The sequence below is a fragment of the Corynebacterium sp. HMSC06D04 genome, from assembly GCF_001807315.1.
GTDB lineage: Bacteria > Actinomycetota > Actinomycetes > Mycobacteriales > Mycobacteriaceae > Corynebacterium > Corynebacterium simulans.
Window position 1 is genome coordinate 1 of record NZ_KV788544.1, and the last position, 22840, is coordinate 22840.

Consider the following 22840-nt stretch of genomic DNA (forward strand, 5'->3'; position numbering starts at 1 on the left):
CTGACGCTTCAGGCGGCGAAACAATGGAAGAAGAACTCAGGCGCCTGCGTCGAGAAAACCGCGAACTGAAACTGAACTTGCCCCCGAAAGTTGGACTAGGGGTAATCCTACCCGGCTAACGTCTTAAGGGCCTTATCCCGGTATTTCATCGGGGTGCAACCATCAAGTCCCAGCTGGAGTCTTTCCGCGTTGTACCAGTCGATGTACGCGTCTACCGCAGCGGTAAATTCTTTGACAGAGTGAAGTGCCAAGGTAATCCCCGCAGCCATTCCTGCGAAGCCTCCGCCAACAATAAGCACATCCAGATTGGTCGGTTCCATCAGATATCCTCCTCTCCTCCGTGCTCAAGACCCTAACGAGTTTTGCCGGTCAGCGCATTTGCAGAGAAGATTCAACCCCATATAAGGAATGGCAATTATCACGTAGCCAACGTGACGGTATTCCATTTAGTCATTGTTGGTTATCGTCATTGCGTCGAATTTCAGACTAGGCTACCTCCCACGCCTCAATCAGACTTTGTGCAGCACTATCGCCACCAGGAATAAACGTATTCAGCAAACACTTTGCTAGTGACCTACTTTTAAACTCGGTAATATCTTCCTTCTGGTTTATCTCCCTTATACGGGATGGATTCCCCCACACAAACCATCTGACGCTCTCAAAGAAGATGCACCCATAGTTTCTCCTGAGCGGACTCACTAGCATGGCATTATGCTCACCAATTCATTGCGTTCGTTATTAAAAGAAGCAACTTCATTTACGCGCCAAGCAAGCGACGATGATGACCACACCGTTGGCGCCACATTACTAACAAAATCAGGGCGTACTATCCATGGACTTAACGCCTATCATTTCCTTGGCGGACCCTGCGGAGAAATTACAGCTTTAGCCAACCACGCTGCCGCCTGCCCAAATGATCCAATCGAAGCCATCGTAGCGATTTACGGCCCGACAGGTGATGTAATACCGCCTTGTGGAAAATGCCGCCAAGTTTTATATGACATCGACCCATCCATCAAGTGCATAATCCGCGGCAGTAATGGATTCGAATCCAAGACTGTCACCGAGCTTCTCCCTCATTCCTTTGACTGGAAAGAACTTGAAACCCCGCAGAAGATTTTTATGTGGGAAGGATATGAAGAAGCCATTCGCAACGGATCAAAAGAACAAACTATTAGAATCGATGACCCTTTTTGCGTCGGACCTGCTTCCTTGGTATTCGAAAAAGGAAGCGGATTGGTAACCACTCTTCCTGCCCAAGTCACGGCGGTGGTGCAAACGCAACGGTGCAAATTAACCGAAGAAGATGCCTGCAACGATGGTTTTCAAAACTTGGCAGAACTTCACTCTGCACTCGATTTCCACTATCCAGAACTTGGACCAAACGATCCGGTCGATGTCGTAACTTTCAAATTAGCGGACTAAAAATTTAGCCTTTCCACTCTTGAGCACTTGCGCTTTAGCGACAAGCTCACCGGCTATGAAACTCCGAAGCACCCGCTTCAAATCCTTCGCAATGCGCGAGCTGCTCTGACGAGGCGATTACTGGCTTCATGTACGCGTTGTGGAGGATGGCCCAGGCGAGCATCGCGCCGCGAAAAGAACAGCCGCGGCAGATACTTGCTTCCAGATTTATTCCGGTCAGGTCGTAGCCGGAGAAGTCTTTTCCGGAAATATCTTGGCCTGCGAATTCTTGGAACCAGGTATCAGGCGTTTGCTTATACATTGCCGGTTCTTCCGGGTTAAGGGCCAAAACGGGAAACGACGCGGCGCCCCTACAGCAGCCGCGTCGCCCCTATTCCCTATCACTCACAACGGATTGGAGAAACCGTTTGCCTACCCCCTAAGTAGGCATTGTGAGCAAGATTCACTCTAGCACCGATTCGAAACAAAACGGTAACCAATCAGAAGTTTTCACAGACGGAACCACAAAATTGCATGTTTGGTCTAGTTTAGCAAAACAATTAGTCAGTACATTTAGCTTTTTAGTCTTTCCGTATCACCGAAAAGCCGCGCTTCATAATACCTATCGAAAAAATTCCAACTGCTGCAAGGATGCCAAGCCCGATCCACGCGAGGCTCAACTGCCCCGAGTTACCGGCAACCGTAAAGCCAACCGTTGACCAGTGCATTGGCAGCAAGCCCATCACGGTCTTCCACGCACCAGCCACAGCAGTAGCGGCAGTTGCCTGCTTCCAGAACCAACCCACCGCAGCCAGTTGCAGCAAACCAAGAACGATGACCACACCAAACCCAAGCTTCGGGAAGTAGTGCAGCACCACTGCCGTAAGACCAGCGCTTCCCAGCGCGGTCGCCGCAGCCATGGCAGCAGCCAGCCCCGCAGCCATGCCATCAACGCCGGTAGCCAGAATCATAAAGACAATCTCAGCCGCGGCAGTCAGCACAACTACACCAGCAAGAAGGCTCAGCCAAGGCTTCCGCGAACGCACCACATAAGCGCCCAGGGCAGTTCCACCGAGCGAGACCATCGCCGCGATAAGCAGCGCCACGATGGGGCTCAGCATCTTTACTTCCGCACCCTGACCATCCGCGGCAGCCGGCAACGCACGCTGCACATCCTGCACCTTGGTTTGGTTCTGCTTCGCCATGCCGTCAACACGCTTGGCACCTTTGTCCAGCTTGTCGATGCCGCCGAGAGCCTCATCAACCTTGGAATTAAGCTCCTTGGTGCCATCGTTCAAACGCTTGGCGCCATCCGCTGCCTTATACACGCCATCGTGATAGGCATAGCCGTTAACCGCGAGCTGATTGGAAAGCTCCCGTGAGCCATCCTTCAAGCGCTTAAGTTGATTAGTTAGATTCTGGTCAATCTGAAAATTATTGACTTGATTGCGCAGGTCCCCGAGCTGCGACTTGATGTTGCGCGCCTCGGGGGAATTATTTCCCTCAAGGTCCTTCAGCGTGCCGTCGATGGCGGCCAGCAGCTGGCCCTGCACCACGGTAAGACCTGTAATTTGATCCACTGCGTTACCCACGCCGTTTGCCACCTCAGTTGCACCATTGCCCAGCTGGTTGGTGCCGGACTGCAGCTGAATCAGGCCGTCGTAAAGCTCCTGCGATCCGGCGCTGAGCTTGTCGACGCCACCGCCCAGCTCACCAGCACCATCCTTCAGCTTGCCCGTGCCGGTGGAAAGCTGCTGGGTTCCCGACTTCAAAAAGCCAGCCTGGGCCTGCGCCTGGCTTGCGGCACGCGCCGCCTCGCTTAACGACGCCGCACCTGCTTGACCTTCTGTCGGCGCACCGGTTCCCTCACTCGACCACGCACGTGAGGCATCCCACCCCGTCACGCCTGTCACAATGGCACCTACCACCAAGGGCAGAACCACCAGCAAGCACAGAAGTGCGCCACGCAGGCGCGAGGGACGGGACGGCAAATCAGCAAGGCGGGAGTTCATCCTTTAAAAAATATCGCTCCCACCACCGCAAACAACGCAGGCGCGCCGTTTTAAGTCGGGGCAAAGATACAGAAATCCCAAAACTTCCAACCAACTGATCATAGGATTTAGCCCATGAAACGTTCCCTACTGATTCTCCCCCTAGCCGCACTTCTTCCACTCACCGCCTGCTCCCCCAAAGACACTGCAGATAGCGAGCCGCAGTTCGCAGCAGCCGAATCCAACACGGCCGCAAAAGAAACCGCCACTAGCGAGACCCCAACCACCAGCAGCAAGGCCGAAGAAGCACCTGCCCCAACAACGAAGACCGTCACCGCCACGGCCAAGCCGGAGCAGCCAGCGCCAGATACGCCACAGGCGCAAAGCAAGGGCAGCTGCTCAGTCGATGCACTTCAGCAGGCCAACACCTCGATGAGCAACATGACTGTTATCGATTGTGACGGTTCGTGGGCATACATTGCCCAGCGCAATACCGATTGGTTCGCCTGGGCTTATTGGGATGGCCAAAAGTGGAAGGGTGAACCTCACATCGGCACCACTAGTAGCGGCATGCAGGGCCCCTGCTATGACGTCGAAGGCATGAAAGCACGAGGCCTGAGCGACGCTATGGCAGCGGACGCTCAGGCCTGTGATTAGGAGGTTGTAGTACGTGCTAGTTCTTCTCTGCGAAGAGCTCGCGAACGCGCTTTTCTAGGCGTGGGGAAACTGCGCCCCAGTAAGCGTAGATGCGCTCCTCGGTCTCGGAGGAAACACCAGCCATGGCGTTGGTAATGTTGTCCGCCATGCGCTCCTTCTCCTCGTCGTTGTAGACGTTCTCGTACAGGTCGGTTGCCTGCGCGGTATCGGAATCCTCAGCGTGGCGGACATACGGTGCGCGAACCAAGTCCAAACCTGCTGGGTCCGGGTTGACGTAGAGATCCGGAGCGGTGGTGGTCTCTAGCTGGCTACGGTCGTTGACGTCACCGTCGAGGTAGCCGCCGCCCTTTGCGTGGCGGTTCGGGGAGTAAACCGGATCCTCAGGAGCATTGAAGAGGAACTGCATGCTTCCCTCGTGCTCGTAGGTGTTGACCTTGTCCGCATTCAGTGGCTGGTTAACTGGCAGCTGCTTGTAGTTCGGCCCAATGCGGTAACGCTGCTGGTCAGCATAAGCAAAGACACGAGCTTGCAGCATCTTGTCCGGAGAAAGGCCGATGCCTGGGACTAGGTTGGAAGGATCCAAAGCAACCTGCTCGATCTGCGCGAAGAAGTTGCGTGGGTTGCGGTTGAGCACAAAGTATCCGACATCAACCAATGGGTAGTCCTTCTTGGACCAAACCTTGGTGAGGTCAAACGGGTTGAAGCGGTATTCAGCTGCTTCAGCAAGCGGCATGATCTGCACCTTGACGTCCCAGATTGGGTAGTCGCCCTCTTCGATGGCGTTGTAGAGATCCTCGCGGTGATAGTCGGCGTTCTTGCCGGCCATCTCGCCTGCCTCAGCATCAGTGAAGTTCTCAACACCCTGGCGAGACTTGAAGTGGTACTTCACCCAGAAGGCCTCGCCTTCCTCGTTGACCCACCGGAAGGTGTGGGAACCGTAGCCGTTCTGGTGGCGGGTGGTCTTCGGTGTACCGCGGTCACCCATCAAGTAGGTGACCTGGTGAGTGGACTCTGGGTTGCGGGTCCAGAAGTCCCACTGCATATCCGCGTCACGCAGGCCGTTGACGCCGAGTCGCTTCTGGGAATGAATGAAGTCAGGGAACTTCATACCGTCACGTAGGAAGAAGACCGGGGTGTTGTTGCCGACGATGTCGTAGTTGCCGTCCTCGGTGTAGAAACGCAGTGCGAAGCCGTGCACATCGCGCCAGGTATCCGGAGATCCCTGCTCGCCAGCAACGGTGGAGAAACGCCCCATCATTGGGGTGACAGTGTTTAGTTGAAAGAGATTCGCCTTGGTGTAGCGCGAGACATCGTTGGTGATGTGCAGCTCGCCAAAGGCGCCATGACCCTTTGCGTGCGGGGTGCGCTCTGGCACGCGCTCGCGATTGAAGTGCGCAAGCTTCTCAATCAGGTGAATGTCATTGAGAACAACTGGGCCGTTCTGCCCTGCGGTAATGCTGGTATTCTCGGTAGCAACCGGCTGGCCGGAAGGGCTGGTGGCATTTGGGCCGCCCGCGGGGCGCTGACCCTTGTCGAGGACCTTGTCAGCTTCAGAGTTAGTCATGGAAAGCCTCCTAAGAAAACTAGCGGGAACTAGTCAATAAAATTGTTGATAATTTGGGGTGGATTATCAATCACGGACAAGCGATAACCTACCCCGTTTAATAGGCCCTCGCAACAAAAATCAGCAAATTAATAAGTTCTGGCAGGGAAATCTAATTTAGCGTTCATCCTGGTAAGTTCATTTTGGTGAAACACCACTCCGAGCATGACGACGCCCGCGTCACTGACCTTGCGCTCAAGGCCGGCCGCGGCGATCGCGCAGCTCTCACGGAGTTTATTAAGTCCACTCAGGATGATGTGTGGCGTCTTCTCGCACACCTAGGCGGCGCGGAAATCGCAGACGATCTCACCCAAGAGACGTACCTAAGAGTTATTGGCGCACTCCCCCGCTTCGCCGCGCGCTCTTCGGCTCGCACCTGGCTGCTCTCTCTCGCGCGCCGCGTATGGGTGGACAACATTCGCCACGACATGGCGCGTCCCCGCAAGGCCGCAACGGAATATGAAGACGTAGCGGCACAGACGCCTTCGACCGAGAACTCCGGAGCGTGGAGCGATTGGATCGACGCCCGCACGCTAATCGACGCCCTGCCCGCAGACCGCCGCGAAGCCCTCATCCTCACTCAGGTATTGGGCTATTCCTACGAAGAAGCAGCCAAAATCGCTGGCGTACGCATCGGCACGATTCGTTCCCGCGTTGCCCGCGCCCGCAAAGACCTCATCGAAGGTACGGGAGCCTAGCCGGGAATCATTAGCGCGAATCGTTACCTACTATTTATCAGGCTTCACTTTCGGTACAATTAGCTGCGATTTTAGCGCCGGAACCCAGAAGTTTTCGCGAAAGTTCTGTGCACTTTTAGAAAATTTTCTGGATGAAAGACATTAAAGAAAAGTAGCATGGCTTAAAAACACACGTGACAAATCGAAGGTCGACCCGGGCCAGCGCGCTACAAAAAATGCGCGCATTTCTTTTTGCCCGGCGCGTGTGAGAATGCGAGAAATCTCCTCATGATGAAACGCGCATTGGCTATCTCCATGGCGTTTATCGGTGTTGTTGTCGGCGCGGGCTTTGCCTCTGGCCAGGAAGCTATGCAGTACTTTGTCGCCTTCGGAACCACTGGTTTCTGGGGCGTAGCGCTGGCTGCCGGGTTGATGATCATCACCGGCATTGCAATTTTGCAGCTGGGATCTTATTTCCAGGCCACAGAGCACACGGCGGTGTACGACAAAATTTCCGGACCAATTACCTCCAAGATCTTGGACTGGTCCACGATTGCCACGCTCTTTTCCATCGGCTTCGTGATGTTCGCCGGTGGCGGATCCACCATCACGCAGCAATTCCCAGATATAAAGATTTGGGTAGGCGCAACGCTGATGTTGGTGCTCGTCCTGCTTGTCGGCCTGCTCGACGTTGACCGCGTCACCGCAGTCATCGGCACCATTACTCCATTCATCATCATCTTTATCGTCTTGGCCACCGGCTATACCATCGTCACCGCCGACGTCGATTGGAGCCACCTCAACGAATTCGCCACGAATAGCGTTGACACCCCGCTGAGCAGCTGGTGGCTCGCCGCCCTGAACTACACCGGCCTGAACGTCATGTGCGCGGTGTCCATGTCCATCGTCATCGGCGGCAACATCCTCGACAATCGTGCAGTGGGCATCGGCGGCCTCATCGGCGGCTTTATCTACCTGCTTCTGCTGACACTGCTCGTGGTCTCCCTATTCATGGTGGCACCGACCGTGCATGGAAAAGATCTGCCGGTTCTAGAACTCATCAACACCATTCACCCGTCTCTGGGCTATGTGATGACGATTGTCATTTACGGCATGGTCTTTAACACCGCAGTGGGCATGTTCTACGCGCTGGGCAAGCGCCTGACCCGTAAGAAGCCGAAGCTTTTCTACCCAGTCTATGCCGCTTCCTGCATCATCGGTTTCATTCTTTCCTTCGTCGGTTTCAAGTCTTTGGTCAGTAACATCTACCCAATCTTGGGCTACCTTGGCCTTTTGATGATTGCCGTTATGGTCTTCAACTGGGTTATAAAACGCGACAAGATTACTTCCGAAAGCAAACGTCGAGTGCGTGCTCGCACCCTGGTCCAGCGCAAGCTCGACCCGCGCGAGCACTTCACCAAGAAGAACCAGAAGGAGCTCGCAAAGCTCGCGGCCGCTTCCAATATGAAGACCGACGAGTTTGAGGACACCGTTGCCGAAGAAATCCACGAGGAGCTCGAGGCAGATGACGAACTCGAGTACGACCGTGAAGATCCTGATCCTTCAGTTGTCTTCGTCGAGCACACCAAGCCAGAAGTTCCACGAGACTAATACAAAGCTCTCCCCTTCCTGCTTAAGCAGACCTTTCCAAGGCGTATGAGTTGGCCTAACCCAGCTCATACGCCTAGTGTTTTACAACGCACACGTGATAAATCGAACGTCGAACCGGTCTTGCGCCACCATGGCAGCAAACGCCTCGCACACAAACTGCACAGCCTGCAAAATGATGAGCGCGGACTTACCCTCCGGCGCGTGTGAGATAGCGAGACTCTCCCACACCTTATGTTTAAACGCGCAGTAGCCATCTCCATGGCCTTTATTGGCGTTATGGTCGGCGCTGGCTTTGCCTCCGGCCAGGAAGCCATGCAATATTTTGTATCCTTCGGCACGCTCGGATTGTGGGGCATGGTATTGGCCGCCGCCCTCATGGTCGTCGCAGGCATCGCTTTCCTACAGCTTGGTTCCTATTTCCAGGCTTCGGAGCATACCGCTGTTTACTCCCAAATCACCGCGCCTATCACCTCGAAGATCCTCGACTGGGCCACCATCATCACGCTTTTTGCGGTGGGCTTTGTCATGTTCGCCGGCGGCGGCGCCAACCTCGCCCAGCAATTTTCTTCCCTCCCAACGTGGGTGGGCTCCTTGATCATGCTGGTGCTGGTGCTCATCACGGGGCTTCTCGATGTCGATAAAGTCACCGCTGTCTTGGGCTTTATCACGCCTTTTATCATCCTCTTCATCGGCTTCGTCACCATCTACACTTTGGTGACGAACCAAGCGACCTTTGAGGAAGCAAACAACTACGCCATCCACAACGTTGATCCGGCAATCGCTAATCCTTGGATCGCCTCCCTCAATTACACTGGCCTGACCGCTATTTGCACCGTTTCCATGGCCATTGTGATTGGCGGAAACTTCTTAGATAACAAGACCGTCGGCCTAGGCGGTGTTATTGGTGGCGCTATTTTCCTGTTCATGCTGGCGTTGCTGGTCTGCGCCCTATTCTTTGCCGCGCCGCAGGTAAATGGCCAGGCAATGCCTGTCCTAGCGTTGATCAACACCATCCACCCGGCGCTGGGTTACGGAATGACTTTTGTCATTTACGGCATGATCTTCAACACCGCAGTGGGCATGTTCTACGCGCTGGCTAAACGCCTGACGCGCGGCCATGAGAAGCGCTTTTACCCCGTTTACCTCATTACCTGCCTCTTTGGCTTTGCGTTGTCCTTCGCTGATTTCAAGGACCTCGTCGGACTGATTTATCCAATTCTCGGCTATGGCGGCTTGGTGGTCATCGCTATCATGCTCTTTGGCTGGGTTAAGAATCGCGGCAAGATGGTAAAGGAATCAGGCCGCCGTATGCGTGCTCGTACGCTGGTGCAGCGTCGCCTTGATCCGCGTGAGCACTTTACCAAGAAGAATGAGAAGGAACTGCGCACCTTGGCCACGGCCTCCAACATGGAAACTGCGGAGTTTGTCGATGCCGTCGAAGAAGAAATCCACGAAGATCTCGAAGCAGACCAAGAACTCGAGTATGACCGCGAGGACCCAGATCCTTCCGTGGTCTTCGTGGAGCACACCAAGCCGGAAGTACCAAAGTAGGAATCCGAAGTAAATAACTAAAAAGGAGCTCGTACGTCCTTTTATTGGATGTACAAGCTCCTTTCTGCGCTTTATGGCTTTGTTTTAGGTCCGCGCGCTAGACCAACAACTCAGCAATCTGAATCGTGTTCAAAGCTGCGCCCTTGCGCAGATTATCGCCGGAGACAACCAGCACGAGGCCCTTGTTGTCATCAACTGACTGATCCTGACGGATGCGGCCCACCAAGGACTCGTCCACGCCTGCGGCAGCAAGCGGGGTCGGAACGTCGACGAGCTTGACACCGGGGGCGTCGCCAAGCAGGCGGCGTGCCTCGTCTGGGGTGATTGCCTTGTCGAACTCCGCGTGGATGGTCAGGGTGTGGCCGGTGAATACCGGAATCCGCACGCAGGTGCCAGCAACCTTAAGCTCAGGAATACCCAGGATCTTGCGCGACTCGTTGCGCAACTTCTGCTCCTCATCGGTTTCCTCGGAGCCATCGTCAACCAACTTGCCAGCAAAAGGCAGCGCGTTGAAAGCAATCGGAGCAACGTATGGGCCAAGCTCTTCCTCAGAGACCTCGAGAACGGAGCCATCATGGACGAGCTCTACGTTGCGATCTCCGATCTCGGCGGCCTGCTTGGTCAAGGCCTCAACACCAGCCAAGCCAGAGCCAGAAACTGCCTGATAAGAAGACACGTGCAAACGGTTCAGACCGGCAGCATCGTGCAAGACCTTAAGAACCGGCATTGCGGCCATGGTGGTGCAATTCGGGTTAGCAATGATGCCCTTCGGGAGGTTCTTCGCCTGCTCAGGGTTTACCTCAGAGACAATGAGCGGAACTTCGGGATCCTTGCGGTATGCGGAGGAATTATCCACCACGGTCGCGCCTGCAGCGGCAAAGACCGGGGCCCAATCGAGCGAAGTAGCGCCGCCGGCAGAGAACAAAGCAATGTCGACGTCAGCGACGGACTCCTCGGTTACCTGCGAGAGATCCTCAACCACAACCTTCTCGCCACGGAACACCAGTTCCTGGCCAGCAGAACGCGGCGAGGCAAAGAAACGAACCTTGTCAGCTGGGAAATTCCGCTCCTCCAAGATGGAACGCATGACGCGTCCCACCTGGCCGGTAGCACCAACAACTGCAACGGTGGTCATGAAAAATTCCTTCTTCCTAAATTAACGGCCCGTGCCAGCGTAAACGGTAGCTTCTTCCTCGCCACCGAGCTGGAAGCGCTCGTGGAGCGCAATGGCCGCCTTGTTCAGTTCCAGCTCTCGCACCAGCACGGAGATGCGGATCTCAGAAGTGGAGATGAGCTCCATGTTTACCTCGGCGTCGCGAAGCGCCTCGGTGAAGTCTGCGGTAACCCCTGGGTGCGACTTCATTCCGGCACCGACCAAGGAAACCTTGCCCACCTGGTCGTCGTAAAGCACGTTTGCCCAGTGGCCCTCATTCTTGAGCTTGGTCAAAATCTCCATGGCACGCGGGCCATCCGCACGCGGGCAGGTAAAGGTGATGTCGGTGGTTCCGGATTCCAAGGAGGAGACGTTTTGCAGGACCATATCGATGTTGATCTCCGCCTCCGCGATGGCGCGGAAGATCTTGGCGGCCTCCCCTGGACGATCCGGAATGCCCAGAACGGTGACCTTTGCTTCAGAGGTATCGGTCGCGATACCAGTCAGTACTGCTTCTTCCACAGGGATATCCTCCATTGAACCGGCCACCAGAGTGCCGGGGTCGTTTGAATAAGACGAGCGAACTCGCAGGGGCAGATCGAATGCGCGGGCGTATTCCACACTACGCAGAACCAGAATCTTGCAGCCGACGGCTGCCATCTCCAGCATCTCCTCGAAGGAAAGCTTCTCGAGCTTCTGCGCGTTCGGCACGATGCGTGGGTCCGCGGTGTAGACACCGTCGACGTCGGAATAGATCTCGCAAACATCGGCGTGCAGCGCAGCGGCCAGGGCTACCGCAGTGGTGTCGGAACCGCCGCGGCCCAAGGTGGTGACGTCGCGGCTTTCCTTATTAACACCCTGGAAACCAGCGACGATGCAGATCTTGCCTTGGCCCAGGGCCTCGGTGATGCGGCCCGGCGTGACGTCCACGATGCGCGCGTTGCCGTGGCGCTCCGTGGTAAGCACGCCGGCCTGAGAGCCAGTGAAAGACTGCGCCTCGGCGCCGAAGGACTCGACCGCCATGGCAACCAGGGAGTTAGAAATGCGCTCGCCGGCGGTAAGCAGCATGTCCATTTCACGCTGCGGCGGCACTGGGTTGACCTGGGCAGCAAGGTCGAGGAGTTCATCAGTGGTGTCCCCCATGGCGGAGCAGACAACAACCACGTCGTTGCCCGCCTTCTTGGTAGCCACAATGCGCTCGGCGACGGCGCGGATGCGATCCGCGGTTTCGAGGGAGGAACCTCCGTATTTTTGAACGATTAAGGCCACGTTGGGATATCCACCTTTCACTGTGCGTTTCCCGCGACAGTCTATAGCCACAGGGCCGATAAGCCCCGCTATACCTGTCGTGCATTAGTCAGTTGTCCATGCTACCCCGACGAGGTACTTCCTTTCACAATATGTGAAGGGGATCAAAGTGTTTTTATTCACCGCACCAAAAGAGGCAAACTTAACGACTTAGGAACATTTATTTTCACCCGTGAGCAGTATTCGTTAAAAAGGGCGACTACCTACTACGGTGGTGGGGGTGTTCAGCAATCTCTTGGCGGTTTTCTTTGCCCTCGCCTCCGCGCTCACCGTGGCCTGGGGCACGGTAGTCCGTCACCGGATCGCACTTGAAGCCTCCGGCTCGGTCATGCGCACCGCGATGCGCAATCCCGTGTGGTGGGTCGGCACACTTGCCGCCATTGTGGCTTATGGCCTGCAGATTGTCGCCCTAGGCTTTGGCACCCTGCTGGTAGTTCAGCCCATCTTGGTGCTCTCGCTGATGTTCACCTTGCCGCTTTCTGCCTGGTACTCCAAGCGGCCGCTGTCTTTTCATGAAATCTTCTGGTGCAGCGCGCTGACCATCGCAGTGGGCATCTTGGTGGTCTACGGCCGCCCCGTTGCCGGCGATCCGCGCCCCTCCCTTTCGCAATGGTGGCCGCCGCTGCTGTGCGGCGCACTGGGCTTGGCGCTGCTCGGCGTCCTAGCGTGGCGCTTCCCCGCTCGGCGCGCCTTGGCCTTGGGAACTTCCTGCGGCATCCTCTACGGCTATGTGGCGCTGCTATCTAAGTCTGTGGTGGATATCTTCTCCCACGAGGGCCTTGGCCAGCTCCTGGTGTCCTGGCAGTTTTGGGGCTTAATCGCCCTCGCCGGCGGCGGAACCGTGCTCCAGCAATATTCTTTCCACGCCGGTGCGCTAAAGCAATCCCTGCCAGCTATGACCATCATGGAGCCCATCGTTGCTTTTGGCTTGGGCTACGTGGTCTTGGGCGAGCAATTCCAGGTTGATTCGCTGGCGGGCTGGACGCTCATGTCCTTAGCTCTAGCCGTGATGATCCTAGGCACGGTCATCTTGTCGCGCCGCCCAGTGGGCTCCTCCACGCGGCAGATCCAAAGCTAAATAGCCCACTCGAATACGGCAAGCATGTGCGCCGAAAACCACGCACCGAAGAGAACATAGGCGCCGCATAGCGCTGCGGTGCTGCGGGTGCTCGCGGAATCAGCCAGCTTGATTGCCCATGGAATAAACAAGACCGCCGCGGGCAAAAGCAGGCGTGGGCGCGAATGCATGATGCCATCAGAGAACAACACATTCGCTATGAGCGCGGCGGCGAAAAGCCAAACCGGCGCTGGCAAGCGCCGCCAACCCAAGAGCAACAGGATGGGCGCGCCGACGATTACGAGCGCGGAAAGCAGATAGCCCACGTTGTCAGAGTTCAAAAGCGTGGACCATATCCACTTGAGCGTTGCCGCACCGAAATCGAAATGGGAGTTCCAGTGTTTTTCTTGGATGCCAAAGTAGCCTCCTGCCTGCCCGAGATAGCTATTCGCCCACGTCAGATAACCAAACAGGGGAATCGCGGCGAAGATAAGGCTCAACCAGGCCTTCCACTCGCGGACGGCCTTGCACAATACGATGAGGGCAAAGACCACGAGGACGTCGATTGAAGTCAGCCGCACGGCGGAAAGCGCAAAGCCAAAAAGGCCGGCCAGCCACCACTTTTCATCCAGCAAGGCAACGAGCATCCACATCACCAGCGCGCCGAAGAGCGCCTCGGTATAAGGCATGGCAAACACGATGGACATCGGAGCGCTGCTCACGGCGATGGCGGCAACCGCGCGGGCCTTAAAACCGGCCCCCATGCGCTGCGCGATGGCCATGACGCCCACAGCCATGAGGAAAGTGAAAAAGAAATTGAAAACAATCGCGACGGCAGCTTCATTCGCAACAAAGAAGCTGCCCACCTTGATAACGAGCGGAAAGCCCGGGAAGAAGGCCATCGTTACTTCATTGACGTTTCCATCTGCGGCAACGTCAGCACCGAAGTAACCAGCACGGGCAATCTCCGTGTAGTATTTCGCGTCCCATTTGGTCAGCAGGCCGCCTAAGTTATCTTCGTTAGCCTGCGCAAAAATGGCGAGCACCCCAATCCGCAGGAGGTTGCCCAGCACAGCAATTAGACTCGCGGCAATCCAATCCTGCCTACCGAGACGAGGGGCCGCGCTATGCGCTACTTCTGCGCCGGCCGCATTCTTGACTTCGTGCACGTTATGCAATGTTATCGGCATGCTTCAGACCCCACCTCGATTTACGTGGAATTCTCCCACCCCAACAAAAGGAGATCCCAATATGTGAGAACTCTTGCCACATCGTGAGAAGCGCGCTAGTGTGATTCACATGACTATGCGGCAGAGCCTCCTCCTTATTTGCCGCGGCGGGATTTAGGCCTTTCAAACCCACCGGCCAGCGCCCCCGTCGCGGGTTTTCACGATGCGCATCCAAACTGCGCCTTCCCACCCCCGCCGCTGCTGGCTAAACGGTACCTCTTTATCCGCTTCCTTAACGAAGCAGCAAGGACAAATCATGGCTCCCAACGATTCTTTTATCACCGCCCCACGCGAAATCACTACCCCTAACGGCGACTTTGGCAAGAACCAGCCCGCCTGGAATAAGCAGCGCGGTTCCGCAATGCCCACCCACCGTTACCGCAGCTTTGCCCAAGAAGTAGAAGACATTCAGCTGCCGGACCGCACCTGGCCGGATAAGAAAATCACTTGCGCTCCACAGTGGTGCGCGGTCGATCTGCGCGATGGCAACCAAGCGCTGATCGACCCCATGAGCCCGCAGCGCAAGCACCGCATGTTCGACCTGCTGGTCAAGATGGGGTACAAGGAAATCGAGGTAGGTTTTCCTTCCGCATCTCAGACCGACTTCAACTTCGTGCGCGAGATCATCGAGCAGAACAAGATCCCTGAAGACGTCACCATCCAGGTCCTGGTGCAAGCACGCGAGCACTTAATCCGGCGCACCTTTGAGGCCTGCGCGGGCGCCAAGAACGTCATCGTGCACTTCTACAATTCCACCTCGAAGCTGCAGCGCCGCGTGGTCTTCCGCAAAGACCGCCCTGCGATCAAGAAGCTGGCTTGCGACGCCGCAGCGCTCATCAAAGAAGTAGCCCAGGACTACCCCGACACGAACTGGCGCTGGCAATACTCCCCGGAGTCTTTCACCGGCACGGAGCTAGAATTTGCCCGAGAGGTATGCGACGCCGTGGTTGAAATCATGGAGCCCACGCCCGAGCACCCAATGATCATCAACCTGCCTTCCACGGTGGAGATGATTACGCCGAACGTCTACGCGGATTCCATCGAATGGATGCACCGCAACCTGGCCAAGCGAGAAAGCATCATCCTGTCGCTGCACCCACACAACGACCGCGGTGCCGGCATCGCGGCTGCCGAGCTGGGTTATCTGGCGGGCGCGGACCGCATCGAGGGCTGCCTGTTCGGCAACGGCGAGCGCACCGGCAATGTGGATCTGGTGGCGCTGGGCCTGAACATGCTCACCCAAGGCGTCGATCCACAAATTGATTTCAGCGACCTGCCCACTATCCGCGATACCGTGGAGTACTGCAATCAGCTGCGCGTTCCTGAGCGCCACCCCTACGGCGGCGAGCTGGTCTTTACCGCTTTTTCCGGTTCCCACCAGGACGCCATCAACAAGGGCCTCGACGCCCTGGCCAACGAGGTACGCCCCGGCGCCATCAACACGGACGTCTCGTGGGAAGAGCTGCGCGAGACCGAATGGGAGGTGCCTTACCTGCCAATCGATCCGAAGGACGTGGGGCGCGACTACGAGGCAGTTATCCGCGTGAACTCCCAGTCTGGCAAGGGCGGCGTTGCCTACATCATGAAGACCGATCACGGCATTCATATGCCGCGCGCGATGCAGGCAGAATTTTCCGCCGTGGTCCAAGAAGTCACGGATGCCGAAGGCGGCGAGGTCGGTTCCAAGGGCATGTGGGATATCTTCGCCACCGAGTTCCTAGACCGCGAGGCGCCGCTTGCGCACAAGAACTTCCAGATCGATAACGCGGTAGGCGACGACGCCGAAGCCAAGGTCACCGCGACAGTCATCTACAACGAGGCGGAGTCTGTGGTTTCCGGCCACGGCAACGGTCCGATTGCGGCCTACGCCAATGCCCTCGAAGCGTTGGGAATTGATTTCGAGGTAATCGAGTACGCACAGCAATCGCGTAGCGCTGGCGACGACGCCGAAGCTGCCTGCTACATTGCCGCCGACGTCAACGGCACCAAAGTGTGGGGCGCTGGCATTGCCGGCTCCACCACGCGTGCTTCGATTTTCGCCATCAATTCGGCGGTCAACCGCGCGCTGGGCTAAAGGTGGTAGAAGTCGAGGCATGACTTTATCGCTCTATCCCATCCCCCACTTGGGGCTCGGCGCGGTGCAGGAATTGCCCGTGCACCCCGCATCGGCATCCCAGAATTCGCCTTCTGCGGAAGCAAAACAGCGAGAGGTCAACGCCACTTTGTCCAGGCAGCCCGACGGCACCTGGCAGGTGGCGACCGCCGCCGGCGTCGTAGGTCTGATTGCGCCTCAGGATGCGGCTGAGTACCCAGAGATAGAGCTGCTTTTCGACGCCCAGCTGACTCCAGCAGTAACGCTTCGCCAAAGCCCCCAGCCCACGGTGTTGCTGCCGCGTCCGGGCCTGTGCCTGCCCGCGAATAATCCGCCGTCCAGCCCGTGGGCGCTGCTTTCTTTTGCCCCAGCGATAAGCATCACGGATATCCCAGACGAGGTCGACATTCCGCAGTTTGGGCGAATCCATCTGCTGGTTACCTTGCGCGCGGCCGAATCCGATCCGCAGCGCATCAGCGCTTATCTTGGCCCACAATTCATCGGCACGCTGGATAGCTACCCGGACTATCTTCCGGACCTGCTCGTCCAGCATGCCAAGCAGGGGCTAAGCACGCTCGCCCATGCCTACCACTTCCCTCGCCAAGGCGGACGAGTGCTCAACATTTATGCTGGCAAGCAGATAGAACAGGAAACCCGCGACGGCTCCGGCCAGGAACGCCTACTGGCGGAAAACACCCGTAGCGCAAGCTCTGCTGCGGCCACTTTTGAGACCGCCAGTTTCAAGGCCATCACCGATGAAGACTTGTCCCGTATCGACCGGCTCCCGCAAAAGGCCACAGCGGATTCCACCCCGACAAAGAAGAACAATAAGAGCTGGCTCATCTTCGCCCTCGTGATTGTTTGCATCGCCGTTTTGATCGCAGTGTTGATTGCCCTTTAATTGCACGCTCATTGCCCAACTCAGTCAGCGCACGGCAACCTTTCGACCTGCTCAAATGCCGCTTATACGTTTGAGTTCAAAGCTACGAGTCGGTAGGGTGGATTTAGTTTCTTTTAGAGGGTTAGCGCGCTCTAGGCGCAGCAGACCCTCTAAGTCTGTCTCCTTATAGCTCGCATCCCTACTCCCAAACTTCTTCCCCGCACCCTACGAAAGCGAATACAGATGAAATCGACAAACTACATGGTCCCTAACCATGGTTTTGGCGATGTAAATCAAATTCCCATCCAAGAAGTAAGCCCAGATTTCCTCGTCGAGCTAATGGAAGAATCTGGTTCTGAACAGCCTGCAGTGGAGGTCAACCTCACGGGCTCTTCTGACGAAGGCTTCCGTGTCCGCTACGAAGACACCACCATCGGCTACCTCGAACGGGAAGAAGCTGCGGCTTATACCGAGCTTGATTGGATCATCGATGCAGGTTTGCGTCCTCTGGTTACCGCACGCGTAACCATGGTGGAGTTTGATGGCGAGGAATGGCCTTCTTTCGATGTCGAGCTACCGGCCCCTGGCCTGTGTGTTCCGGTCAATAACCCGCCGGCAGAGCGCTGGGCCATGCTGCCTGGCACTACGGCTGCGGCAATCACTCAGTTCCAGTCCAAGATGGACGTCTTCCCGGAATCCGCCGAGCACTTCTTGGTCACCCTGCATGCGCGCCGTTTCTTTGGCCGCCGCAGCGTCAACGTGGCGGTCGATGGTGTGCAGATCGCCTCGCTTAGCCATGATGACGCCCACCGTTTGGCCGATACCGTTTCGAGCTACCAAAACAGTGGCCTGCTCGCCGTAGCACGCGCCTATTACTGCATGGATGAGGGCAAGCCTCGCCTTGTCGTTTATGCCGATGAGCAGTCTGATGACAAGCGTGCCGTTGTCGCTGGCGTCGCTGGCGCTGATGTCTTCGCAGACCTCCTCCATGCCTCTCGTCGGCGGCAGTGCCGGACTAAAACTCGTGGCCGCTGCCAGCGCAGCGATCATCGTCGGCGGTGGCGCAAACCTCGCGGCCTCCATCTTTTCCGTGGATGAGCAGGCTCGCGAAGAAGCTACCGAAGCACAAAGCCGCTCCTATGAGGACTCAGTCTTCCCACGCGGTCTTTCGCCCTACCGGGACATTTTCGGCACTTCCAGCGCCCAAAAAGCCACGGCAGAGCCTGGCTCACGCACCACGTCTCGCGAGGATTCCCGCGAAGGCACCAAAGACCGCAGTGCTGTAGCTACACGGAAGCAGACTTCCGACGCCGTCGAACCCACCGCAGAACCCAACACAGACGAAAGCTCCCGGGATTCCGCCGAACACGTCCTCGCTGCGCCAGATGCGCAGACCACGCTCGAGGGCAACAAGGAAAACCCACGCGGTCCTTCCCGCCCAACGTCGCCGCGCCATACTTCTGGTGACGACCAGAACCTTCCAGCGCCACTGCCGGTCCCGACGCTTCCGCCGGCCACCCCAACGACGGAACCTTCTACCCAACCGCGTAGTACAACCGAGCCAACGCGAACTGTACCTTCTCCTACCCGCACGGATACAACCATCCCGAAATCACCGGCAACCTCCACCACGCCGACGACATCGGAGCCGAGCTCGACTTCCTCCTCTCCTACCCCAACTAAGGAAGCAAGCACCACCGAAACTACGGAAGCATGCACTACCGAGGAGTCCACGACTCCTAACTCGACCACGCGTCCGGCCTCCCCAACGACAACGACCCGGAAGCCCATCACGCCAGGAACCATCATCATCCGCGGCTAGGTCACACGCTCGCCCGTTGAGCCAACGTGTCCAGCCGGGGTACTACACTTAAAACAATGAGCACCACCCCCGGCCCCGATTCAGCCCCCGCGCCTTCACCGGCCGCGCTGGCTGCTGGCCGCCCGCACAATCCCGGCCGGGCTAGTACCGACAAAGAAAGCAAGCAGCCAAGCGCGCAAGAAATAGCGCAGGCCGAGGCCGTTGCCGCCTACCCTTTCGTCGCACTCACGGTGCAGACCACCGGCATTCATCCTTCTACTGGGCGCCTCGTTGCCATCGATGCCCTGACTTATAACGAAAAGAACGAGGTAGGCCAAGAATTCCACGCCGTCATCAACCCTGGTACCAACCCGGGCCCACGGCACCTGCATGGGCTTAGCATTGAGGAAGTAACAGAAGGCCAGTCTTTCTCGCGGCTGCTCAAGCCACTTGATCGGCTAATTGACGGCCGCACCTTGATCGTGCACGATACCCCATTTACCTGGGGTTTCATTGTCTCCGAGGCGCGTCGCGCCATGATGGCCGCCGCGCGCCAGAATCGCTCGCGAAACCGCAACCGTAATAAGGGCAGGCGCCGCCGCCAGAAGGTCGGCCACGTTCCTACCCCGGTCAGCATCGTCGATACTTTGGCCACTGCCCGCCGCCAGGGGGTGTGGGATAACGATGTCCGCCTCGCGGCCGTCGCCAAGCGCAGCGGCCTTGATGTAGCTCCACCCACCGCAACCGTTGAACGTGCCCAACGCAGCGAGGCCGCCACCTCCCGCGAGCAAACCCAGCTGCTGTACCGCCTCTATCAGCATCAAGCAACCGGCACGCGTAGTGCATACGCGCCAGATGAGCTGCGCGCGGATCGCTTTGGTTTGCAGCGCTCGCACGTGCGTGTCGACGCCGCAGAATCCCCACGTCAGCACCACAATCCGGGCAAATATGTTCCTGGCAAGGAGCTGCACCGCGGCATGGAGATCGTGGTCGCGCCAGAGATCATGGAAGATCCAGACACCATCATCGCGGCTATCGCACGTGAAGAGCTCAACTATTCGGAAAAGCTCACGCGCGAATCCTCGCTGGTGGTTTGCAACATCACCACCGATTTCGTGGGCAAGCCCATGCACGCCCACCGCAAGGGCATCCCGCTGATGTCTGACACTGCTTTCCTTGCAGCGCTCGAGCGCATCCAAGAAGCAATCGAGCCGGAGCCAGAGAAGGATTCCGATAATCGCGGTCAGGCACACGTGCCGAACAGCAATAATCGCCGCTCCGGCAGCGCTAATAGGCGGCGCTCGCGCCGTAAGTCGGGCTCGGGCAAATCCTCCGGCCGCAACCAGCAGAAGAACAATAGTCAGCAAACAAACGAAAATCCCAATTCTTCCAACGCCAAGCCCGGCGGCAATCCGAAGAACGAGGAGAAATCCGGCTCTGGGAACTCGGGTGGCAACAAACGGCGGCGGCGCCGTGGCGGCCGCGGTGGCCGTGGCCGGCGTGGTGGCAAGCCCAAGGGCGGAAACTCGCAGGGCAACAAGGGCCAAACCAGCTCCGGAAAGAACAGCTCCGGGGCAAATGGGTCTGCCAAGAATAAAAACTCCGGCCAAAACTAGGCGCGCAAGTACCCGCCCCGCGGGCTGACGCGACTACCCTAGGGGCATGAGTTTTAACCTTTCCGGCACGTTGCGTTCATTGCGTACCAACGCCGCCACGACCGCTGCCAAGCTGGCCACCACCGCCTCCCGCGCAACCGGACGAGGCGCCGGCGGAATGATCGGTGGCCTTATCGCTGGCGCGATTGATCCACAGATCATGGCTAACCTCGGCGGTGGCCGCCCTGCGGTGCTGGTTACCGGCACCAACGGCAAGTCCACCACCACCCGCATGCTGGCCGCCGCTGTACGCAGCGAGCACAAAGTCGCTACCAATGACGGCGGCGACAACATGGATGCTGGCATCATCTCCGCGCTCATGGCGGGCAAAGACGCCTCCCACCTCGTGTTGGAGGTAGACGAGCTGCACGTTCCGCACGTGGCAGACAACCTGAATCCGCAGGCGCTGGTGCTGCTGAACCTCTCCCGTGACCAGCTCGACCGCGTCGGTGAGATCAATAAGATCGAGCGCGCTCTGCGCGGCGCCGTCGAAGCCCACCCAGACATGCTGGTCATCGCCAACTGCGACGATGTCCTCATGACTTCCGTGGCCTACGACGCCAAGAACGTCATCTGGGTCTCCGCCGGCGCTGGATGGCTCGGCGAGTCCGTGACGTGCCCACGCACCGGCGGCCACATCGTGCGTGATGAGGATGATTGGCGTGCGGTCAAGCCGCTTCCCGACGGCCGCGAGTTCCGCCGCCCCACCCCAACCTGGCGCGTAGACCAAGATGGTTTGCACACTCCGCAGGGTGACAAGGAGCTGAGCCTCTCCCTGCCTGGACGCGCCAACCGTGGCAATGCCGCCCAGGCCATCGCCGCCGCAGTGGAAGGCTTCGGCGTGGACGAGGCCAAGGCCATCGCCGCCACCGAATCCGTCAACGACGTGGCCGGCCGTTACTCCACCATCACCTTGGGTGACCGTGAAATTCGCCTGCTGCTGGCTAAAAACCCAGCCGGCTGGCAGGAGGCCCTGTCCATGGTGGATCGCTCTGCCGACGGCCTAGTCATTGCCACCAACGGCCACGTGGCAGACGGCATCGATATGTCCTGGCTGTGGGACGTACGCTTCGAGGACTTTGAAAACCTCGCGGTCAAGGCCGCCGGCGAGCGCGGCACCGACCTTGCTGTGCGCTTGGTCTACGCCGATATCTCTCACGAGCTCATCCCGGATCCAGTCAAAGCCATCGAGTCCTGCCCACCGGGCCGCATCGAGGTGCTGGCTAACTACACCGCTTTCCGTGATTTGAAGAAGGCGCTTGAGCGCAAAGTAAAGGAGAACGCCAATGGCTAAGACGCAGTTGCAAATCGGCCTCATTCTGCCCGACGTGCTTGGCACCTACGGCGACGACGGTAACGCCCTTGTCCTGCGCCAGCGCGCCCGCATGCGCGGTCTTTCGGCTGAGATCGTTCCGATCAAGCTAGGCGAGGCAGTCCCTGACTCCCTCGACGTCTACACACTCGGCGGTGGTGAGGACACCGCGCAGATTCTCGCGGCGGAGCACCTCATCAAAGACGGCGGCCTGACCCGCGCGGCTGAGGCTGGCCGCCCGATCCTTTCAATTTGTGCTGGCCTGCAGGTTTTAGGCGAGTCCTTCCGTGCCTCTGGCCAGATTATTGACGGTGTCGGTCTCATCGACGCCACCACGGCCTCCATGGCTGAGCGTGCCATCGGCGAGGTCTCCTCTCAGCCGACCGGCGCTGGTATCACCGCGGAGCTGACCGAAACCCTCACCGGCTTCGAGAACCACATGGGCGCCACCATCTTGGGCCCCGCCGCACAGCCGCTGGGCAAGCTCATTCGCGGCCAGGGCAACGCCGATACCGCAGCCACCGCCGATCTTTCCGACGCCGCCGAGCAGCGCATTGCCGAAGGCGCCGTCCAGGGAAGCGTCATCGCCACCTACATGCACGGCCCGGCACTGGCGCGCAACCCGCAGCTGGCTGACCTCCTGCTGGCCAAGGCCATGGGCGTTGCGCTCACAGACCTAGAACCGCTCGACATCCCGGCCGTGGACAAGCTGCGCACCGAGCGCCTCAACGCATCAAAGCCGCCGCGCTCGCAGCTCTAGACACGCAACTGCGGGGCGCTCAGCTGACGCTCGCGGCTTGCCTTAGCCCGGCTTGCCTTAGCCGCCCTAAATGCCAAATCGTCGCCATTTTCGCGCAAC

The 22840-nt window shown here is 58.0% G+C and carries 18 protein-coding genes and 1 pseudogene; 12 read left to right on the top strand and 7 right to left on the bottom strand.

What is annotated here, in order from left to right; all coding sequences use genetic code 11:
* Positions 1 to 107 precede the first annotated feature (107 nt).
* Complete coding sequence (locus HMPREF3155_RS05610; protein WP_070432781.1) at positions 108 to 320, bottom strand: IS3 family transposase; 213 nt, start codon at positions 318 to 320, stop codon at positions 108 to 110.
* A 391-nt stretch (positions 321 to 711) separates the two neighbouring features.
* Between HMPREF3155_RS05610 and HMPREF3155_RS05615 the strand changes: the two genes are divergently transcribed.
* The gene (locus tag HMPREF3155_RS05615; protein ID WP_070432782.1) at positions 712 to 1425 is read left to right on the top strand and encodes an ASCH domain-containing protein; all 714 of its coding nucleotides are present in this window, start codon (positions 712 to 714) and stop codon (positions 1423 to 1425) included.
* 46 nt (positions 1426 to 1471) lie between these two features.
* Here HMPREF3155_RS05615 and HMPREF3155_RS05620 read toward each other — a convergent pair whose 3' ends face one another.
* On the bottom strand, positions 1472 to 1726 hold the full coding sequence (locus HMPREF3155_RS05620; protein ID WP_070432783.1) for a pentapeptide repeat-containing protein: 255 nt from the start codon (positions 1724 to 1726) through the stop codon (positions 1472 to 1474).
* A gap of 259 nt (positions 1727 to 1985) precedes the next feature.
* A complete protein-coding gene (locus HMPREF3155_RS05625) occupies positions 1986 to 3416 on the bottom strand; it encodes a hypothetical protein (RefSeq protein ID WP_070432784.1) in 1431 nt (476 codons plus the stop codon).
* Between the two features lie 114 nt (positions 3417 to 3530).
* Between HMPREF3155_RS05625 and HMPREF3155_RS05630 the strand changes: the two genes are divergently transcribed.
* The gene (locus HMPREF3155_RS05630; protein ID WP_070432785.1) at positions 3531 to 4052 is read left to right on the top strand and encodes a hypothetical protein; all 522 of its coding nucleotides are present in this window, start codon (positions 3531 to 3533) and stop codon (positions 4050 to 4052) included.
* Between the two features lie 16 nt (positions 4053 to 4068).
* Here HMPREF3155_RS05630 and HMPREF3155_RS05635 read toward each other — a convergent pair whose 3' ends face one another.
* Entirely contained in the window at positions 4069 to 5616 is a 1548-nt protein-coding gene (locus HMPREF3155_RS05635) for a catalase (RefSeq protein WP_070432786.1), read from the bottom strand.
* A 185-nt stretch (positions 5617 to 5801) separates the two neighbouring features.
* Here HMPREF3155_RS05635 and HMPREF3155_RS05640 point away from each other — a divergent pair, with 185 nt between their 5' ends.
* The 3 genes from HMPREF3155_RS05640 to HMPREF3155_RS05650 all read left to right on the top strand — a co-directional run bounded on the left by HMPREF3155_RS05640 (position 5802) and on the right by HMPREF3155_RS05650 (position 9494).
* A complete protein-coding gene (locus HMPREF3155_RS05640) occupies positions 5802 to 6353 on the top strand; it encodes an RNA polymerase sigma factor (protein ID WP_061920135.1) in 552 nt (183 codons plus the stop codon).
* A 267-nt stretch (positions 6354 to 6620) separates the two neighbouring features.
* Positions 6621 to 7943: a YkvI family membrane protein gene (locus HMPREF3155_RS05645; protein ID WP_061920133.1), complete on the top strand. Its 1323-nt coding sequence runs from the start codon at positions 6621 to 6623 to the stop codon at positions 7941 to 7943.
* Positions 7944 to 8174: 231 nt separating this feature from the next.
* Positions 8175 to 9494 carry a YkvI family membrane protein gene (locus HMPREF3155_RS05650; protein ID WP_070432787.1) on the top strand — a complete coding sequence of 440 codons (1320 nt, stop codon included), beginning with the start codon at positions 8175 to 8177 and terminating at the stop codon, positions 9492 to 9494.
* 97 nt (positions 9495 to 9591) lie between these two features.
* On the opposite strand, the gene HMPREF3155_RS05655 is transcribed toward HMPREF3155_RS05650, so the two are convergent.
* Both HMPREF3155_RS05655 and HMPREF3155_RS05660 read right to left on the bottom strand, forming a co-directional pair.
* The gene (locus tag HMPREF3155_RS05655; protein ID WP_070432788.1) at positions 9592 to 10629 is read right to left on the bottom strand and encodes an aspartate-semialdehyde dehydrogenase; all 1038 of its coding nucleotides are present in this window, start codon (positions 10627 to 10629) and stop codon (positions 9592 to 9594) included.
* Positions 10630 to 10650: 21 nt separating this feature from the next.
* Positions 10651 to 11916: an aspartate kinase gene (locus tag HMPREF3155_RS05660; RefSeq protein ID WP_061920127.1), complete on the bottom strand. Its 1266-nt coding sequence runs from the start codon at positions 11914 to 11916 to the stop codon at positions 10651 to 10653.
* Between the two features lie 259 nt (positions 11917 to 12175).
* On the opposite strand from HMPREF3155_RS05660, the gene HMPREF3155_RS05665 reads away from it, so the two are divergent.
* Positions 12176 to 13033: a DMT family transporter gene (locus HMPREF3155_RS05665; protein ID WP_061920124.1), complete on the top strand. Its 858-nt coding sequence runs from the start codon at positions 12176 to 12178 to the stop codon at positions 13031 to 13033.
* Here the strand turns inward: HMPREF3155_RS05665 and HMPREF3155_RS05670 are convergent.
* Positions 13030 to 14181, bottom strand: coding sequence for a hypothetical protein (locus HMPREF3155_RS05670; RefSeq protein ID WP_246815032.1), 1152 nt, complete (start codon positions 14179 to 14181; stop codon positions 13030 to 13032). The two genes, HMPREF3155_RS05665 and HMPREF3155_RS05670, sit on opposite strands and share 4 nt — an antisense overlap.
* A 316-nt stretch (positions 14182 to 14497) precedes the next feature.
* Here HMPREF3155_RS05670 and leuA point away from each other — a divergent pair, with 316 nt between their 5' ends.
* The 6 genes and pseudogenes from leuA to HMPREF3155_RS05705 all read left to right on the top strand — a co-directional run bounded on the left by leuA (position 14498) and on the right by HMPREF3155_RS05705 (position 22741).
* A complete protein-coding gene (leuA, locus tag HMPREF3155_RS05675; protein ID WP_070432790.1) occupies positions 14498 to 16315 on the top strand; it encodes a 2-isopropylmalate synthase in 1818 nt (605 codons plus the stop codon).
* Between the two features lie 19 nt (positions 16316 to 16334).
* Positions 16335 to 17234, top strand: a complete 900-nt coding sequence (locus HMPREF3155_RS05680) for a hypothetical protein (protein WP_070432791.1) — start codon at positions 16335 to 16337, stop codon at positions 17232 to 17234.
* A gap of 907 nt (positions 17235 to 18141) precedes the next feature.
* A complete protein-coding gene (locus HMPREF3155_RS05690; protein WP_141744818.1) occupies positions 18142 to 19035 on the top strand; it encodes a hypothetical protein in 894 nt (297 codons plus the stop codon).
* Positions 19036 to 19091: 56 nt separating this feature from the next.
* Positions 19092 to 20192: pseudogene (locus HMPREF3155_RS05695) on the top strand (DNA polymerase III subunit epsilon); the annotation flags it as partial.
* A 484-nt stretch (positions 20193 to 20676) separates the two neighbouring features.
* Positions 20677 to 21963 (top strand): Mur ligase family protein, encoded by a 1287-nt coding sequence (locus HMPREF3155_RS05700; RefSeq protein ID WP_061920111.1) that lies wholly within the window; start codon positions 20677 to 20679, stop codon positions 21961 to 21963.
* A complete protein-coding gene (locus HMPREF3155_RS05705) occupies positions 21956 to 22741 on the top strand; it encodes a type 1 glutamine amidotransferase (RefSeq protein ID WP_061920109.1) in 786 nt (261 codons plus the stop codon). The genes HMPREF3155_RS05700 and HMPREF3155_RS05705 overlap by 8 nt, the downstream gene beginning before the upstream one ends.
* The last annotated feature ends 99 nt before the right edge of the window (positions 22742 to 22840 follow it).